At 59.9% G+C, this 17,286-nt stretch carries 14 protein-coding genes; 2 read left to right on the top strand and 12 right to left on the bottom strand.

Annotated features, from left to right (window positions below):
• The 10 genes from CPter91_RS17100 to kdpF form a co-directional block, all read right to left on the bottom strand.
• Positions 1 to 1,389 (bottom strand): MFS transporter, encoded by a 1,389-nt coding sequence (locus tag CPter91_RS17100; RefSeq protein WP_167595188.1) that lies wholly within the window; start codon positions 1,387 to 1,389, stop codon positions 1 to 3.
• A gap of 101 nt (positions 1,390 to 1,490) precedes the next feature.
• Positions 1,491 to 1,859, bottom strand: coding sequence for a nuclear transport factor 2 family protein (locus CPter91_RS17105; protein ID WP_061942295.1), 369 nt, complete (start codon positions 1,857 to 1,859; stop codon positions 1,491 to 1,493).
• A 44-nt stretch (positions 1,860 to 1,903) separates the two neighbouring features.
• Complete coding sequence (locus tag CPter91_RS17110) at positions 1,904 to 2,416, bottom strand: cupin domain-containing protein (RefSeq protein WP_061942297.1); 513 nt, start codon at positions 2,414 to 2,416, stop codon at positions 1,904 to 1,906.
• Between the two features lie 27 nt (positions 2,417 to 2,443).
• Positions 2,444 to 3,139: a two-component system response regulator KdpE gene (gene kdpE / locus CPter91_RS17115; RefSeq protein ID WP_061946353.1), complete on the bottom strand. Its 696-nt coding sequence runs from the start codon at positions 3,137 to 3,139 to the stop codon at positions 2,444 to 2,446.
• 2 nt (positions 3,140 to 3,141) lie between these two features.
• Positions 3,142 to 5,937, bottom strand: a complete 2,796-nt coding sequence (gene kdpD, locus CPter91_RS17120) for a two-component system sensor histidine kinase KdpD (protein WP_061942299.1) — start codon at positions 5,935 to 5,937, stop codon at positions 3,142 to 3,144.
• A 203-nt stretch (positions 5,938 to 6,140) separates the two neighbouring features.
• A complete protein-coding gene (locus CPter91_RS17125) occupies positions 6,141 to 6,893 on the bottom strand; it encodes a TorF family putative porin (RefSeq protein ID WP_061942301.1) in 753 nt (250 codons plus the stop codon).
• Positions 6,894 to 7,043: 150 nt separating this feature from the next.
• Positions 7,044 to 7,691: a potassium-transporting ATPase subunit KdpC gene (gene kdpC, locus CPter91_RS17130; RefSeq protein WP_061946356.1), complete on the bottom strand. Its 648-nt coding sequence runs from the start codon at positions 7,689 to 7,691 to the stop codon at positions 7,044 to 7,046.
• A gap of 14 nt (positions 7,692 to 7,705) precedes the next feature.
• Entirely contained in the window at positions 7,706 to 9,796 is a 2,091-nt protein-coding gene (gene kdpB, locus CPter91_RS17135) for a potassium-transporting ATPase subunit KdpB (protein WP_061942303.1), read from the bottom strand.
• Between the two features lie 181 nt (positions 9,797 to 9,977).
• The gene (kdpA, locus tag CPter91_RS17140; protein ID WP_061942305.1) at positions 9,978 to 11,795 is read right to left on the bottom strand and encodes a potassium-transporting ATPase subunit KdpA; all 1,818 of its coding nucleotides are present in this window, start codon (positions 11,793 to 11,795) and stop codon (positions 9,978 to 9,980) included.
• A gap of 1 nt (position 11,796) precedes the next feature.
• A complete protein-coding gene (kdpF, locus tag CPter91_RS17145; protein WP_038491105.1) occupies positions 11,797 to 11,886 on the bottom strand; it encodes a K(+)-transporting ATPase subunit F in 90 nt (29 codons plus the stop codon).
• A gap of 341 nt (positions 11,887 to 12,227) precedes the next feature.
• On the opposite strand from kdpF, the gene CPter91_RS17150 reads away from it, so the two are divergent.
• Positions 12,228 to 14,441, top strand: a complete 2,214-nt coding sequence (locus tag CPter91_RS17150; RefSeq protein ID WP_061942307.1) for an FUSC family protein — start codon at positions 12,228 to 12,230, stop codon at positions 14,439 to 14,441.
• 191 nt (positions 14,442 to 14,632) lie between these two features.
• A complete protein-coding gene (locus CPter91_RS17155; protein ID WP_061942309.1) occupies positions 14,633 to 15,022 on the top strand; it encodes a hypothetical protein in 390 nt (129 codons plus the stop codon).
• Positions 15,023 to 15,046: 24 nt separating this feature from the next.
• On the opposite strand, the gene CPter91_RS17160 is transcribed toward CPter91_RS17155, so the two are convergent.
• The gene (locus CPter91_RS17160; RefSeq protein ID WP_061942311.1) at positions 15,047 to 15,946 is read right to left on the bottom strand and encodes an SMP-30/gluconolactonase/LRE family protein; all 900 of its coding nucleotides are present in this window, start codon (positions 15,944 to 15,946) and stop codon (positions 15,047 to 15,049) included.
• 76 nt (positions 15,947 to 16,022) lie between these two features.
• Positions 16,023 to 17,117, bottom strand: a complete 1,095-nt coding sequence (locus CPter91_RS17165; protein WP_417924823.1) for a porin — start codon at positions 17,115 to 17,117, stop codon at positions 16,023 to 16,025.
• Positions 17,118 to 17,286 lie beyond the last annotated feature (169 nt).

Consider the following 17,286-nt stretch of genomic DNA (forward strand, 5'->3'; position numbering starts at 1 on the left):
CTACGCCGGCTTATGCCCGGTCAACGCCGCCCCGGCATTCAAGGGCAAGCGGCGTGTCACCGGAATCGATGCCATCGAGAACAGGCCGATGACGATGAAGGCTGGCCAGAAATCGCCGGCGACGATGGTTTCATGTCCTTGCAGGCGGCTGGAGAAATGTACCGCCAGGCCGCCTATCGTGACTCCCAAGCCCAAGGAAATCTGCTGCACCACGCTGGCCAGGCTGGTGGCCCGGCTGACGTCGGCGCTATCCAGGTCGGCGTAAGCCATGGTGTTCAGACAGGTGAACTGCATCGACGGGAAAAAGCCGCCCAGCAAGACTACCGCCATCATCACCAGGTACGGCGTGGTCGGCGTGAACAGGCCATACGAGGCCAACGCCAGTCCGGCCAGCACCGCGTTCCAGATCAGCACAGAACGGAAGCCGTAACGGCGCAGCACCGAGGTGCCGATGGCTTTCATGAAGATCGCGCCGAAGGCCGAGGCACAGGTGATGGTGCCGGCATGGAAGGCGTTCATGCCGAAGCCAACCTGCAGAGCCAACGGCAACAGGAACGGCACCGCGCCCAGGCCGATGCGGAACAGCGAGCCGCCCAGCACGCTGGCGCGGAAGGTCGGGATCCGCAGCAGGCGCAGATCCAGCAGCGGAAACGGCTCACGCCGCGCGTGCAGCAGATATACATACAAGGTCAGGCCACCCACTACGCACATGGCAAATGCCCATTCCGAAGCCAGCAGCTCGCCGTCGATCATCGACAGACCCAGCATCAGCAGCGTACTGCCGACCGCCGACAGCACAAAGCCTTTCATGTCGAGCGGCTGCAAATCGTCGGAGCGGTAATTCTCTATGTATTTGCTGGCCAGGTACATGCCCAGGATGCTGATCGGCACGTTGATCAGGAAGATCCAGCGCCAATGGAAATAGGTGGTGATGAAACCGCCCAGCGGCGGTCCGATCACCGGCCCCAGCTGCGACGGAATCGTCAGGTAGCTGATCGCCTTGACCAGCTCGGTGCGCGGCACCGTGCGAAAAATCACGATACGGCCGACCGGCACCATCATGGCGCCGCCTATGCCTTGCAAAAAGCGGGCGGCGACGAAGGCCGCCAGCGAACTGGAAGCCGCACACATCAGCGAACCACACAAGAACACCAGGATCGCTGAACGGAACACGGTGCGGGCGCCGAAACGGTCGGCGACCCAGCCGCTGATCGGAATGAAGACACCGAGGCCGACCACATACGAGGTCAGGGCAAGTTTCAGGGTAAGCGGATCTTGTCCGAGGTCGCGCGCCAGCACCGGCAAGGAGGTGGCAATCACCGTCGCGTCCATGTTTTCCATGAACAGCGCACAAGCAACAATCAGCGGGATGAGGAGAGTACGTTGCACTGCCGATAACCGTAGGGTAAACAAAAAGACAGATGCAAGCAGTGATGCATCTGTCTTTTTGTAGTTTACACCTATTTCACGAAACCGGCAGGAGAGCTTGCTCAGGCCGGCTTGCGCTGGCCGGGATCGTAGTAAAACTGTTCTTCCGCGATCTTGTCGCCGCGCCAGACCTGGTAGGCGATTTCATCTTGCCGGAAGCTGCGGCCGTCCGGCAGTTCGATCTCGAACAGCCAGTTGATGGCGACGCGGTCACCGTCGATCAGGAAGGATTTGGCGGCCAGCGTGCGGATTTCCTTGACCGCCGACAGCGCTTTTTCCTCGCCCGCCACCAGCAACGGCATTCCCTTGCGCGGTGGTTCCTGGTTTTCCTGCATGGAGGCGTCTTCGGTATAAAACTCCTCGATCGCTTCCACGTATTTGCCTTGCACAACCAGTTTTATGAAACTTTCAACACGTTCTCGATTTGGCATGAATTGATCCTGTGATGGTGTGTGGTCCGAGCACTATACACAATTCAGAAAGGACCGTTTGACAGCCGCAATTTGTCCGGCAAGCCGTCGTGCGGCCCCAGCGGATCCTGCGGTGCATCGCTCCAGTACTGGCTGCCGATCTCGGCATTGCGTGCCGGATGCAAGGGATAGATCACCTGGTTGTCGGCGCGGAAGCACTCGCCCACCACCAGCAGCCGCACATCGCTCTCGGTGTTGTTGATGAAGGTATGCGCCAGCCCGGTGCCGGTGGCGAAACCGACGCCGTCGCCCGGCGCCAGCCGGTGCAGATGGCCATCCAGCCAGACGTCCGGCGTGCCTTCGATGACATAGGCGAATTCTTCTTCGGTCTTCTCGGCATGCGGCCAGGACGTGCGGCGTCCGGGCGCCAGCACCTCATGGTGGATCCCTATCCTCTTCAAGCCGAAGCTGCGGCCGAACGGCGAGCCGACGGACATCAGCTCGGCGCTGCCGGGATAGTGTGAATCGTCAGCGCCTTGGATCTCTTGCCAGTTCTTGATGCATTCCGGTCGCTCCATGTTCGTCTCCGTTGGTTTGCAACGCTGTTATTGGGAAAGCAGGATACGGTAGCCGACCGCGGTCTCGGTCAGCAGATGCTTGGGCTGGGCCGGATCGTCTTCCAGTTTCTGCCGCAAGTGTCCCATATATATCCGCAGGTAGTGACCGCTCTCGGAATGCGACGGCCCCCATACTTCTTTCAGCAATTGCGGATTGGTCACCACGCGTCCGGCGTTGGCCACCAGCACTGTCAGCAAGCGGTACTCGGTCGGCGTCAGGTGCACTGGCTGCTGTGCCTTGGTCACCAGCCGCGCCTGCAGGTCCAGCGTAACGTCGCCAAAGCGGATCAGGCCGTCGTCGTCGGCCAGCGGCTGGTGTTGCCGCCGCAGCGTGGCGCGCACGCGCGCCAGCAGCTCGCCGACGCCGAACGGCTTGCTCAGGTAATCGTCGGCGCCAGCATCGAGCGCCTTGATCTTGTCGGCTTCATTGACACGCGCCGACAGCACGATGATGGGCACGCGCGACCACTTCCTGACATCCAGGATGAAATCGACGCCGTCGCCGTCCGGCAGCCCGAGATCGAGGATCACCAGGTTGGGCTTGCGGGTGCCGCAATCGATCAGGCCGCGTTGCATGGTCTGCGCTTCAAAGATCTGCCAGCCTTCGTCTTCCAGGGCAGCGCGTACAAAGCGCCGTATCTGCGGCTCGTCTTCGACCAGTAGCGCAATAGGGGTTGGCTGCATCGTCATGTTTTCTCCGTGTTGCCGATATTGCCGGCACTAGCGGCGGCAACATCCGTTCTGAGGTCGTGCTCTTCCAGGTCTGGCATGCTGGGCGGCGTACCGAGCGGGATGGTAAAGATGAATTCCGCACCAACGCCATGGTCGGCGCTGCGGGCACGAATGGTGCCGCCGTGCGCTTCGACAATCGCGCGGCAGATCGCCAGCCCCAAACCGACACCGGGCTTGGCCGATTCGCGCTCGCCGCGTGTGAATTTCTCGAATATGGCGTCTTCCATGCCGCTCGGCAGCCCCGGGCCGTCGTCCGCTACGGTGACCGCCAGGAATCGGCCGTTGACCGCCGCCGCCAGCACGATATGCGAGCCGGGCGGCGTGTATTTGGCGGCATTTTCCAGCAGGTTGCACAGCACGCGCTCGATCAGGACCGCGTCGAAGCAGATCAGCGGCAGCTCATGCGCTACCCGTGTTTCTATCTGATGCCCTTGCAATGCCGAGCTGCTGGCGCGCAGCGCGCTGCCGACCACTTCTTCAAATGGCTGCCACTGCAAGTTCAATTTCACCTCGCCGCTCTGGATCCTGGCCATGTCCAGCAGATTGGTGACCAGTGCGCTCATGCGCAGCATTTCGCTATGCAGTGCGCTCGCCAGTACCTGCTGGTTCTCCTGCAGCGGCGGCTTCGACAGCACCAGCGATTCGGACAGGCCGATCAGCGCCGTCAAAGGCGTACGCAGATCGTGCGATAGCGCTGACAGCAGGGAGTTACGCAAGCGTTCCGATTCCATCCGCACCAGCGCGTCCTGCGCCACTTCGACATAGTGCACCCGCTCCAGCGCAATCGCGGTCAAGGTGGCGAAGGTATACAACTGCTGTTGCTGTTCCGGAATCAGGATCCAGCGCCGGCTGTGCGGCAGGATCGCCAGCACGCCGCGCGTACGCATCGGCGCCACCAGCGGCAGGTACAGGTAATTGCTGGCCGGCAGAGTATCGGTGCCGATGCCGGCGCTGCTGGCATTGTCGAAGGCCCATTGGGCGATGCCCATATCGAGAGCGGCGGCAACGTTGGCGACATCTTCCGGTATCACTGCCGGCAGCTGCAGGCGGCCGGCATCGTCCGGCACCAGCAGCAAGGTCTTGGCCTGGAAGCTGCGCTGCAGGAACTGGCGGCTGGTTTCGAAAATCTGCTCGGTTTGCAGCACGCCCGACAAGGCGCGCGCGAACTCGAACAAGGCGCGCGAACGTGCTTCACGGTCAGAGGCGATGCGGGCCTGGTAGCGCAGTCCGGTGGTCAGGTGGGTAATCGTCAAGCCCACCGCCAGCATCACGCCGAAAGTCAGCAGGTATTGGAAATCGCTGACGGCGAAGGAAAAGCGCGGCGGCACGAAAAAGAAATCGAAAGAGGCGATGCTCAGCAGGGCGACAAAAATGGCCGGCCCGCGGCCGTAGCGGATGGCGATCAGGACTTCCGCCAGCAGATATAGCATCACGATATTGGCGAGATCGAAAAACGGCAGTATCGGCGTCGCCAGCAAGGTGACCAGCACACACACACCGAGCGCCCAGCCGTAGCCCCACCATTCGATCCGGCTTTGCTTGGGCAACTGGCGCGGAAAACTGCGGCCGGCGGCGTCTTCTTCCTTGGCGGCGGCGCTGACCGGCGGCACGCCGATTTCGATCAGGTCGATATCGCTGGCCTGCGCCGCGATGCGGGCGGCGTGGCTCGGCTGCCAGAAAAACTGGCGTTGGCTGCGGCCGATGATCATCTTTGAAAAATTATGGCTGCGTGCATAAGCGGCCATGGCTGCGGCAACGTCGTTACCCGCCAGGACCGCCGTAGTCGCCCCTAGATCCTGCGCCAGCTTGAGCGTCTTCAGGATGCGCTCGCGCTTGGCCGAAGACAGGCGCTGCAATTTCGGCGTCTCGACATAAATCGCATGCCATTCGGCATTCAACTGGGTCGCCAGCCGCGCCGTGCTGCGGACCACATGCTCTGCGCTCGGCGAAGGGCCGATGCAAGCTAGCAGCGCGGCATCGGTTTGCCACACCGCGCCTATCGATTTTTCGATGCGATAGGCCTGGACATCGCCTTGCAAGCGGTCGGCGGTGCGGCGCAAGGCCAGCTCGCGCAGCGCGATCAGATTGCCCTTGCGGAAAAAATTGCGCGAGGCGCGTTCTGCCTGCGGCAGCTTGTACACCTTGCCAAGCCTGAGCCGGTTGAGCAGTTCATCGGCCGGCAAATCCACCAGCACCACTTCGTCGGCGGCATCAAACACCGTATCCGGCAGGGTTTCCGCCACCCGGATGCCGGTAATGCCGCCCACCACGTCGTTCAGGCTTTCCAGATGCTGCACATTGAGGGTGGTGAAGACATCGATGCCGGCGTTCAGCAACTCTTCTACATCCTGCCAGCGCTTCGGATGGCGCGAACCGGAAGCGTTCGAATGCGCCAGTTCGTCGACCAGGATCAGTGAAGGCTTGCGCTGCAGCGCTGCGTCCAGGTCGAACTCCGGCAGCTGCTTGTCGCGGTATTCCACCTGCTTGAGCGGCAGCAGCTCCAGGCCGTTCAGCAAGGCTGCGGTTTCCGCCCTGCCGTGGCTTTCGATGACCCCGGCCAGCACCTCGCGTCCCTCGCTATGCAGTTTATGCGCCGCGCTGAGCATGGCGTAGGTTTTGCCGACGCCAGCGGAAGCGCCGAAATAGATGCGCAGCTTGCCGCGCCCAGCCAGGCTCTCCTGCACTTGCAGCTGCGCCAGCAGAGCGTCCGGGTCGGGACGCAGGTCGCCGTTTGGATTGGGTGAAGACATAAGCTTATCGAGGGCCTGGTTGGAGCTACCGTTGTATCGGACAGCTGAGGGTCCGTTAGGTTATACGTCAATTGTAGATGGAATTCATCCGCGGTTGCCACTATCGCATGCTATTTCAGATTCTCATCCTCTCGGCTGTCACAAATGGCAACGGCCGGAAGGCTTTACCCTTGCCGGCCACAGCTACAGCTGAGCAACAACTATCAGAACGTCTTCGTCGCCGATATCACCAGCGCAGTCTTGCCCAGGTCTTTACGGTCAGGCGACGGTCCGACATAACTCTTGGTGTCGGTGCCGATCAAGGCAACGCTGCCGGACAGGAAGCCGAAATCCTTGGTCAGGCCGACTTTCCAATCGTTATAGCTGGAAGCAGAATTGTTCTTCACGGTTTGATGGCCGGCATGCAGATTGACCGTATAGCCATTGGTCACATCGATATTGGCGCCGATATCCAGGTAGCCGCTGTTCTTGCTGTTGGCGAAGCCGAACAGATTGGTCACCGATTGCGAATACTTGATGTAAGCCGGACCGTAGCCAAGCTGGCCGTACAGTTCGGTGGTATCGGCGTTCGGATGCAAGTCGTTCGATGGATAGACATAGGTCAGCACGCCGAAATCGTAGCTCAGGTCTTGCGTGAAGTTACCCTTCTTGCCGGCATAGATATCCCATTCGATATTACCGCTGCCGCCGCTATCCTTGATCCACTTCAGTGTCGACAGCCAGGTGCCGACGTAAATACCGGTCGGGTTGTTGCTGTAGTCGGCGCCGCCTTGCAGCGCCGGTTCCAGGCGCGTTTGCGAAATGCCGCGGAAGCGATAATCGGATACCAGGCTGGCATTGAATGTCAACGCGTTGTCGGGAACCGCTGCCGCCTCTTCTGCCTGCGAGCAGTTTGCGGTAAAAGCGGTCACGCCGATGACAGTCATCAGGCCAGCGAAATAGAGTATTTTCTTCATGAGTTCCAAGTGAAACAAAAGGTAGTGTGACGATGTTGTATTTCAATCTTCGGAAGACAGGGGCGTACAGAAGCTGACCGTACTAGGTACGGTCAGTCCTGCAAGCCACTATCGCTTTAGATTGAAACGGGGGTGAAACCGGGTTGAAACTTAGTTTGCGGCAGGATGCTGCCGGTCCAGCGCCAGGTTCAATGCCATGACATTGACGCGCGGCTCGCCGAGGAAACCGAGGCTGCGCTGCAATTGCAGGCTGGCGATCAGGCTGCGCACGGTATCGACGTCGAGCTTGCGTTCACGTGCAACGCGGCCGGCCTGGTAGTAGGCGGCGGCCAGGCTGATCTCCGGATCCAGGCCGCTGGCGGAAGCAGTCACCAGGTCCACCGGAATCGGCAGCGTGTTGCTCGGATCAGCCGCCTTGAGGGCGTCCACCCGGCCTTTGACGGCATCAATCAGGGCCGGATTGCTCGGACCGAAGTTGGAGCCGCCCGAAGACTGGGCGTTGTATGGCATCGGGCTGGTAGCCGACAAACGGCCCCAGAAGTAGTTAGGCGCGGAAAACTCCTGGCCGATCAGGCGTGAGCCGATCAGCTTGCCATTGTGCGTGATCAGGCTGCCGGCAGCCTGGTCCGGGAACACCGCCTTGCCGATGCCGGTCACGGCCAGCGGGTAGATCACGCCGCACAGGATAGTCAGGCCGACGAACAGCACCAGCGCCGGGCGCAGCACGCCCTGCGACGATACTTTCGAATGGACCGCCAGTTTTGCCGGCGGCAGTGTTGTTGAGGATGCTGATTTCATTTCCATACTCCTAATTACACCAGGTGCATGACTGACAGGATCATGTCAATCAGCTTGATACCGATAAAGGGCAAGATGATGCCGCCCAGGCCATAGATCAGCAGGTTGCGGCGCAGCAGCGAGGCGGCGCCGACAGCGCGGTAGCGCACGCCTTTCAATGCCAGCGGGATCAGCACGACGATGATCAGGGCGTTGAAAATCACCGCCGACATGATCGCCGACGACGGGCTGGCCAGGTGCATCACGTTCAGTGCCGCCAGCTGCGGGTAAGTGGTGATGAAAGCGGCCGGGATGATCGCGAAATACTTGGCGATATCGTTGGCGATCGAGAAAGTCGACAAAGCGCCGCGCGTCATCAGCATCTGCTTGCCGATCTCGACGATCTCCAGCAGCTTGGTCGGATTGGAATCCAGGTCGACCATGTTGCCGGCTTCTTTCGCCGCCTGTGTGCCGCTGTTCATCGCCACCGCCACGTCAGCTTGCGCCAGCGCCGGCGCATCGTTGGTGCCGTCGCCGGTCATCGCTACCAGCCGGCCTTCCGACTGATAGCTGCGGATCAGTTTCAGCTTGTCTTCCGGCGTCGCTTCCGCCAGGAAGTCGTCGACCCCGGCTTCTGCTGCGATCGAGGCGGCCGTCAGACGGTTGTCGCCGGTGATCATGACGGTCTTGATGCCCATCCGGCGCAGCTCGGCGAAACGCTCCTTGATGCCGCCCTTGACGATGTCCTTCAGTTCGACTACACCCATCACCACGCCTTCGTCCACCACCACCAGCGGCGTGCTGCCGCGGCGGGCGACGTCGTCGACGCTGTGCGCCACTTCGGCCGGGAACGGCTGGCCCAGTTCGGCCATGTAGTTCTTCAAGGCTTCCGAGGAACCCTTGCGGATGGCGCGGATTTTGCCGGCGTCGCCAATATCGATACCGCTCATGCGTGTTTGCGCAGTGAACGGCACGAAGCTAGCGTGCAGGGAATTCATCTCGCGTTCACGGATGTTGAAGCGCTGCTTGGCCAGCACCACGATGCTGCGGCCTTCCGGTGTTTCATCGGCCAGCGAAGCCAGTTGCGCCACATCGGCCAGTTGCTGCTCGGTGATGCCTGGCGCCGGAATGAAGGCTGAAGCCTGACGGTTGCCGAGGGTGATGGTGCCGGTCTTGTCCAGCAAGAGCACGTCGACGTCGCCGGCGGCCTCCACCGCACGGCCGGAAGTGGCGATCACATTGGCTTGCATCATGCGGCTCATGCCAGCCACGCCGATGGCGGACAGCAAGGCGCCGATGGTAGTCGGGATCAGACAGACCAGCAAAGCCACCAGTACGGTGATGGTGATCGGCGTGCCGAACTTGGCGGCGGCCACGCTGAACAGCGAGAACGGCAGCAAGGTCACGGTCACCAGCAGGAATACGATGGTCAGCGCCACCAGCAAGATGGTCAGGGCGATTTCGTTCGGTGTCTTTTGACGCTTGGCGCTTTCCACCATGGAGATCATGCGGTCCAGGAAGGCTTCGCCTGGATTGACGCTGACCCTCACCACCAGCCAGTCGGACAGGATACGGGTACCGCCGGTGACGGCGGAAAAGTCGCCGCCGGATTCACGGATCACGGGAGCTGATTCACCGGTGATCGCGCTTTCGTCGACCGAGGCCACGCCTTCGATGACTTCACCGTCGACCGGGATGACATCGCCGGCTTCCACCAGAAAGACATCGCCCTTGCGCAGGTTGCTGGCCGGGGTTGCCGACCAGTTGCTCGATGCGCCTTTGGACTTGCTGTTGGCGTCCAATTTTTTGGCGGAAACGGTTTGTTTCAGTGCGCGCAGCGATTCCGCCTGCGCCTTGCTGCGGCCTTCTGCCAGTGCTTCGGCAAAATTGGCGAACAAGACCGTGAACCAGAGCCAGACAGAAATCGCCAGGATGAAGCCGGCACTGGCTTCACCCTTGCCGATCAGGGCTTGGAAATACAATAGGGTGGTCAGGATACTGCCGACATAGACCACGAACATGACCGGGTTGCGCAATTGCGTTTGCGGCGCCAGCTTTTTGAACGATGCGACGATGGCCGGGCCCATCAGCGCGGAATCGAAGAGCGTCAGATTGGTGCGAGACATGATGTTCTTTCTTCTTGATTGGTTGGGGACTAAGTAATTCGCCGTACTGTGGCTCTTACATTCGGTCCAGCTACTTTTCTTTACTATTCAACCGTTTTATCTAGTCAGTTGGGGACAGAGTCGCACAGACCGTGTAATTCGCCACGCTGCGGTGGCTCATAAACTCTGTCCCACAATGATTTTATTTTGCAAACATCTGCAGATGTTCAACCACCGGACCAAGCGCCAGCGCCGGTACGTAGTTCAATACGCCCACCAGCACCACCACGCCTATCAGCAGCACGATGAAGAGCGGGCCATGGGTCGGCATCGTGCCGGAGTTCGGTTCCAGCCGCTTCTTGGCAGCAAACGAACCAGCCATCGCCAGGATCGTGACGATGATGATGAAGCGGCCAAACCACATGGCGATCGCCAGCATCACGTTATAGAACGGCGTGTTGGCTGACAGGCCGCCGAAGGCGCTGCCGTTGTTGTTGGCAGCCGACGAGAAGGCGTACAGGATTTCGCTGAAACCATGCGCGCCGGGATTCAGGATGCCGGCCACGCCGGCGGTCGCCATGACCGCAATTGCCGTGCCGCCCAGCACCAGGATCGGTGTCGCCAGGATCGCGATCGAGGTCATTTTCATTTCAAACGACTGGATCTTCTTGCCCAGGTATTCCGGCGTACGGCCGATCATCAAGCCGGCGATAAACACCGCCATGATGGCGAACACCAGCATGCCGTACAGGCCAGAACCGACGCCACCGAACACCACTTCGCCCATCTGGATCAAAGCCATTGGCACCAGGCCGCCCAGTGCAGTAAACGAATCGTGCATGGCGTTCACGGCGCCGCAGGAAGCTGCTGTGGTCACTGCTGCAAACAGGGCCGAAGCGCTGATGCCGAAGCGGGTTTCCTTGCCTTCCATATTGCCGCCGGACTGCAGCAGGCTATGCGCCTGGTCGATGCCCATCGCGGTCAGGCCGGGATGCGACTGCTGTTCCGCATACATCACGACCGCGGTCATGACGACGAAAATCAAGGTCATCGCCGCCAGCACCGCCCAGCCCTGGCGGATATCGCCCACCATGAAGCCGAAGGTGAAGCACAGTGCTGCGGGGATCAGGAAGATCGCTAGCATCTGCATGAAGTTCGACAGTGGCGTCGGATTTTCATAAGGATGGGCCGAGTTGGCGTTGAAGAAACCGCCGCCATTGGTGCCTATCATCTTGATTGCTTCCTGCGACGCCACCGGGCCCATGGCCAGGGTCTGCACCTTGGTGTTCATGGTTTCCAGCACCGGCTTGCCGGCAGCATCGTTGACCGGCTGGCCATCGGCGCCGACCTTAGGCTGCTGATACGTCAGCGGCTGCACGATGGTCGCATCCTTGTACGAATCGAAATTCTGGATCACGCCCTGGCTGATCAGGAACACCGAGAAAATCACCGCCAGCGGCAACAGGATGTAAGCTGTGGAACGGGTGATGTCAGTCCAGAAATTGCCGATCGACTGTGCCGAGTGACGCGAGAAACCACGGATCAGGGCAAAGGCAACCGCAATGCCGGTGGCAGCGGAAAAGAAGTTTTGCACAGCCAGCACCAGCATCTGGGTCAGGTAGCTCATCGTGCTTTCGCCCGAATAACCTTGCCAGTTGGTGTTACTGATAAAACTGACAGCTGTGTTGAAAGCAGAATCAGGGCTAAGATTAGCAAAGTGCTGCGGGTTCAGCGGCAGCCAAAGCTGAAAACGCTGCAAGCCATAGGTCGCCAGCGCGCCGAGTGTATTGAAAAGCAGCAGGGCCAGCGCATAGGTCTTCCAGTTCATTTCCGATTTGGCCTGGATGCCAGCGCAACGGTACAGCCATTGTTCAATCCGGTTGAACCAGCCGAAGCCGGTGACCGGAGCGTGATCGGAGGAGCCTGCGGCGACCTGCACGATGAATTTGCCCAACGGGTAGCTCAGGATCAGCAACACCCCCAGGAAAGCAATCAGCAACATGGTGGATTGGGAGGTCATGTCAGAATTCCTCCGCTTTGATCAGCGCCACGACCAGATACACCAGCAGCGCGACGGTGACTACCGCGCCGAGTACATAAAACGGGTTCATTGACCATCCTCCAGCTTCTTGCAGCCCACTGCCAGCGCCCAGGTGACGATAAACATCGCCACGATTGCGCCGACAAACATTCCATCTATTGCCAGGTCCATCATTACCCTCATTACAGGTTAGTTTCGGTAGTGACAGGCTATAGAAAAGTTCCTAAAAATGTCGTAAAGAGAGGGGACAGGGGTGTAAACAAAGTGTAAAAAAGCCGTAAAAATCGGCGAAATCGCCCTGTATGTCGAAGGTGAATTCCTTTCATGTCTTTTTTGCACCATCCGCCTTAATTTATCCTGGCAAACGCGGTACACTTTGAGCCTCGCCAGCTACCGCAGAAAAACATCTACATGCACTACGCCCTGGACCTGCGCACCTTTATATTCAGTCACTATTTCTATACTGGCTTGCGCATCGCCACCGGGGTGGTCGGACTGACCATGCTGGTGCTGCAGTTCAGCGACCTGCCGACCGCGATGACGGTCTGCATCGGCGCCCTCTCCACCAGCCTGATGGATTTGCCCAGCACGCTGCGGCACAAGTTCAACGAGATGCTGTCCAGCGTGCTGCTGTGCAGCGCGGTGACGCTGATCGTCACCCTGTGTGCGCCCTTCCACTGGCTGCTCAGCATCATGCTGGTGGTGGTCACCTTCCTCGCCAGCATGATGCTGGTGTATGGAAAAAAAGCCATGCCTTTGCAGTTTTCCGCCCTGTTCGCCATGACCCTGTCGATGGAAAACGCCATGAACGTGGAGCAGGCGTTTTTCCACACCGGCCTGTTCCTCGGCGGCGGCCTGGCTTACCTGGCCTATTCGATGACGGTGTCGTGGTTCCTGCGCAGCCGCATCAAACAGCAGGTGCTGGCGGAAGCGCTGTTCGAGCTGGCGCGCTATATCAATATCAAGGCCGACTTCTACGACATGCACGTCGACCTCAACAGCCAGTTCAATACCCTGGTGCGGCAACAGATCGTGCTGGCCGAAAAACAGCAGGCCTCGCGCGACCTGATCCTGCGCGATCCGCGCAACCAGCAGGATGCGATCCTGGTGCAAGTCCATTTCGGCATGTTCGACCTCTACGAGCACATTCTCTCGACCCATACCGACTACGCCATCCTGCGCGAACATCTGGCCGACGCCGAAGTGCTGACCTATCTGCGCGACCTGGTCAACAAGGCTGCCAAGGATATCGAAGCGATTGCCTACGCCGTCACGCGCAAGCGCGAGTCCTTCGCCAGCGTCAGCTACAAGGCTGAAATGCGTTCGATCGAAGCCGAGCTGCAGCAGCTGCAGCAAGACTGCCTGGCCGGCAAGGTTTCGGAAGAAGCGCTCGATATCTTGCGCGCCACCTACGGCAAGATCGTCGACGCCATCGACATGATCAACCAGCTGCAGCACGCCACCCAAAGCGTGCAAGGGCCGTTGCCGGTATTGCTGGGCAAGGACATGACGCCGTTCCTGACCCAGCAAAAATACCAGTTGGGCGTGCTGGTGGCCAACCTGCGCTGGCATTCGCCGACCTTCCGCTTTGCGGTGCGGGCGGCGCTGGCGATTTCCTGCGGCCTGCTGGCCGCGGACGCCCTGCCCTACGCCGGCCACGGCTACTGGGTGGTGCTGACCATCGCCATCATTCTCAAGCCCAGCTTCAGCCAGACCAAGCAGCGCCGCGGCGACCGCCTGATCGGGACCCTGATCGGCTGCGTCGCCACCGCCCTGATCCTGCGTTTCGTGCACGAACCGGTAGCTCTGCTCGGTATCCTGTTCATGGCGACAGTGGCGGCGCCCGCCTTCATCTACGTCAAGTACCGCTACACGGCGATTGCCGCCAGCATGCAGATCCTGTTGCAGATCAACCTGGTGATTCCCAGCAGCGGCCATGTCATCGGCGAGCGCCTGATCGATACCCTGATCGGCGCCGTGATCGCCACCGCTTTCAGCTTCGTGCTGCCGAGCTGGGAATATCGCACCCTGCCGCAGCTGATCAAGAATGTCCTCAAGAACAACCAGCGCTTTCTCGATGCCAGCAACAAGCTGATGCAGGGCAAGGCGCTCGACGATTTCATCTACCGCGTCTGCCGCAAGCGTTTCCTCGATAGCATGTCCGAACTGGCGTCGACCCTGGTGCGCATGCTCGACGAGCCGGTCAGTAAGCATCGCGCGGTGGAAAACCTGAACCAGTTCATCGTCCAGAATTACCTGGTGATGGCGCATGTCGCGGCCTTGCGCATGCTGCTGCGGCGTAACGCCGAAGGCATGCCGCATGCCGCCGTCAATGAAGAGCTCGATGCGGCTACCGCACGGGTCTGCAAGACGCTAGGGCTGGCCGAGCATGTGCTCAATCCCGATGCGCCGCTGGCACCGGATGCGCCTGCCGCCACGCCGGCGCCATCCGAGCTGCCTGAGACCGTGCAGCTGACAGCCGCGCAACAGGACGCGGAGCAGTTGGCCAAACCAGAGAACTGGCCGGCCTGGCATCCGCTGCAGCAGCGCATGGAATTGCTGTATCAAGATAGTGAAAAGATTGCCGTCAACAGCGCCGCGATCGGGCGCATCCTGGCCGCATAAGGCGAGAATAAGCAAAGTACAAGCAAGGCACAAGCAGGCCGGACACCTTCATAAAAAGGATTTTTCTCCCTAAAAAGGCAACTCCTTACCCCTACTAAGCACAGTGAAATACTGGCAGATGCAGTTTCCATATAGTACTATTTCTACGTGGAAACGCATTTGCGGGTTTTACGATCTTAGAAAGGGTAACAATGAACATCGCCATCTTAAAACTCGCTGCCGCTTCGGCTTTGCTGTCCGCCGCCTCCGGCGCCATGGCTGGCGCTAATAGCGGCATCATCCATTTTGTCGGCAGCATCGTCGAGCCGCCGTGCAGCACCAGCAGCGTCGAACGCGGCCAGATCAACATCCATTGCGAGCAGCGCAGCGCCTTCGACGTCACCTTCCAGCGCATCGGCGCCGACGCCGGCTTGAGCAAGACAACAGTCACCCTGACGCGCGACGGCAAGCCGCTGGGCGACAAGGAAGCCAGCGCCTACCGCATGGCTTTGCAGGGCGATGCACAATTGGGATTATCAGTAAAAAACGCGGCCGCCGATGCCGATACGCGCCCGGTCATCATGACCATCAGCTATCTGTAAGCAAGGTGCAATTGCCGGCCGCTCTCAGGCGCCGCCAAAACGGGCTTCCGGCAAGCCGCGCACATCCGCCACATGATGGCGGAACAAACCGCCGGCCGCAGGTTCAGCCAGCAAGGCTTCAGGAGACAGCGATTCACGCGCGCTGCTGATATATAAATCATTCAGGTCCGCACCGCCGAACGCCACGCAGCTGGGTTGCGCCACCGGCACCTTGAGCAGGCGCTCGATGCTGCCGTCCGGCGCCAGGCGCAGCACGCGATGACCGCCCCATTGGGCATTCCACAGATAACCCTGGCTGTCGACGGCAGAACCGTCCGGCTCGCCCGGCTGCGCCGACAAGTCGGCAAACAGACGCTGCCCGCTGATAGTGCCGGCCTCGGTATCGTAGTCGCAGCAGTGAATCTTCTTGCTCAGCGAATCGCAGTAATACATGGTGTGGCCGTCCGGACTGAAGCAGATGCTGTTGCTGATCGCCACCGGCGGCAGCGCCAGGCGTTCCAGCGTCAGGTCGGCGTTGAGCCGGTAGAAGCCGGCGCAGGCGGCCATGTCGGCGGCGTCGTTCTTGGTGCCAAAGACGAAACGGCCGAAACGGTCGCAGCGGCCGTCGTTGACCCGGGTATGCGGCAGTTCCGCCTCGACCGCGCAGATCGGCGTTACCGACTGCTCGGAAAAATGGAACCAGGCCAGCTGCGAAGCCAGCCCCAGCAGCAGCCTGTCGTCGTCTGCGGTCAGGGCAAAAGTCGCCAGCCGCTCCGGCATGGGCCAGCTCTGGCTGACGCCGGTGGCCGGCGCCAGGCTCCACAATCTGGCGCCAAGAATGTCGGTCCACAGCAAGCGCTGCGTGCGCTGGCACCACAGCACGCCCTCTCCCAGCTGATGTTTGCCGTCGAATACCAGGCTTGCGGTGGCCGCTGCAGTTGTCATTACAGATCCTTGAAAAAAATAATAACGAGGCCTCGCAGCCTCGTTATTGCATTACCCATCAGTTTAAAGCAAAAAATCAGAACGAATGGCTGATACCGGCATAACCGGCGTTTTGCGCATGGCCTGGCAATGGGCTATCGAACTCTGTGCCGAAATCGGCATTACCCTTGTTGCGTACCGTACCAACATCCACGTACAACAAAGTCCGTTTCGACAGGTTGTAATTGGCGCCGACCATGAACAGGCTGGCACTTCCTGCATCGTGATTGAGCTTGGCATGGTAAGCAGCGCCGATCAGGGTCAATGCCGGTGTCACCGCGTAGTTGGCGCCGATCCAATAATGATTGATCTTGTCCGGATCGGTAGCCGCGGCGGTATCCGGGGCTGAGACATTCTCGTAGCCGGCGAACAGTTTCAATTTATCCACGGTGTAGGTGCCGCCCACAATCAGATCCTTGGATGCGGTATAGACATCGGTATACCGGCCATTAGCGTCGCGGATAACGTCGTAGATCGCACGCAGCTCAAAGCCGCCGGTGGCGTATACCAAAGATATGCCGTCGCTGCGGCCATTCTTGGTGGAACCGGCTTTTTCGCCCAAACTGGTTTGCATGGTGGCGTTAAAGCCGCCCCATGTTGGCGTCTGGTATTCGATGACGTTGTTGGCGCCCGGCCAGTTGCGGCCCTTGACCAAATTCTGCGTACTCATGAATTGCTGACCTGTAGGATCGAGATTCCAGACGTCATTGACGATGAACAGGTTTTTGCCGAACTTGATCGAGCCGGCACTGCCGTTCAGGCCGACATACGAACGGCGATTGAACAAGGCGCTGCCGTTGGTGGTGCCCTTGGTGGCGTCGAAGCCGGATTCCAGCAGGAAGAAGGCGCCCAGGCCGCCGCCCAGGTCTTCCGTGCCCTTGAAGCCGATCATGCTGGTGCCCCACTGATTGCCGGATGCCGCCAATTTGCTACCGGTCTGGCCGGTTGGGTTGCCGTTGGCGTCTTTCAGCGCAACATTGGTTTGATAATCGACGCCGGCATCGACCCGGCCATAGATGGTGACATTGGTCTGCGCCTGCGCCGACGCAGCGGCCAGGGCCAGCAGGCCGAAGGCCGCGCTGGCCGCCAGCGCCTTGAGAGGTGTGCCCGGGATATTAGTGAAAAGCATCATGCGTCTCCTTGGATTTATTTTGTTTTATATGGGCCTGAAGATCAGGCTGGCCCCCATAGTAAGGATTCGATTGATATCCATCCAATGAATTTTTGCGCCACATTGATACTATGTTTGGTATCATTTTGAACGCTGCCTAGTGGAAATATTGGTCCGGTGGCATACAAAA

Source organism: Collimonas pratensis (assembly GCF_001584185.1).
Classification (GTDB): Bacteria; Pseudomonadota; Gammaproteobacteria; order Burkholderiales; family Burkholderiaceae_D; genus Collimonas; species Collimonas pratensis.

Excerpts from the sequence above, each read along its gene's own strand:
- kdpC (WP_061946356.1), bottom strand. The coding sequence starts at position 7,691 with ATGAAATCAGCATCCTCAACAACACTGCCGCCGGCAAAACTGGCGGTC.
- CPter91_RS17105 (WP_061942295.1), bottom strand. The coding sequence starts at position 1,859 with ATGCCAAATCGAGAACGTGTTGAAAGTTTCATAAAACTGGTTGTGCAA.
- CPter91_RS17110 (WP_061942297.1), bottom strand. The coding sequence starts at position 2,416 with ATGGAGCGACCGGAATGCATCAAGAACTGGCAAGAGATCCAAGGCGCT.
- kdpA (WP_061942305.1), bottom strand. The coding sequence starts at position 11,795 with ATGACCTCCCAATCCACCATGTTGCTGATTGCTTTCCTGGGGGTGTTG.
- CPter91_RS17125 (WP_061942301.1), bottom strand. The coding sequence starts at position 6,893 with ATGAAGAAAATACTCTATTTCGCTGGCCTGATGACTGTCATCGGCGTG.
- kdpF (WP_038491105.1), bottom strand. The coding sequence starts at position 11,886 with ATGAACCCGTTTTATGTACTCGGCGCGGTAGTCACCGTCGCGCTGCTG.
- kdpD (WP_061942299.1), bottom strand. The coding sequence starts at position 5,937 with ATGTCTTCACCCAATCCAAACGGCGACCTGCGTCCCGACCCGGACGCT.
- kdpE (WP_061946353.1), bottom strand. The coding sequence starts at position 3,139 with ATGCAGCCAACCCCTATTGCGCTACTGGTCGAAGACGAGCCGCAGATA.
- CPter91_RS17160 (WP_061942311.1), bottom strand. The coding sequence starts at position 15,946 with ATGACAACTGCAGCGGCCACCGCAAGCCTGGTATTCGACGGCAAACAT.
- kdpB (WP_061942303.1), bottom strand. The coding sequence starts at position 9,796 with ATGTCTCGCACCAATCTGACGCTCTTCGATTCCGCGCTGATGGGCCCG.
- CPter91_RS17165 (WP_417924823.1), bottom strand. The coding sequence starts at position 17,117 with ATGATGCTTTTCACTAATATCCCGGGCACACCTCTCAAGGCGCTGGCG.
- CPter91_RS17155 (WP_061942309.1), top strand. The coding sequence starts at position 14,633 with ATGAACATCGCCATCTTAAAACTCGCTGCCGCTTCGGCTTTGCTGTCC.
- CPter91_RS17150 (WP_061942307.1), top strand. The coding sequence starts at position 12,228 with ATGCACTACGCCCTGGACCTGCGCACCTTTATATTCAGTCACTATTTC.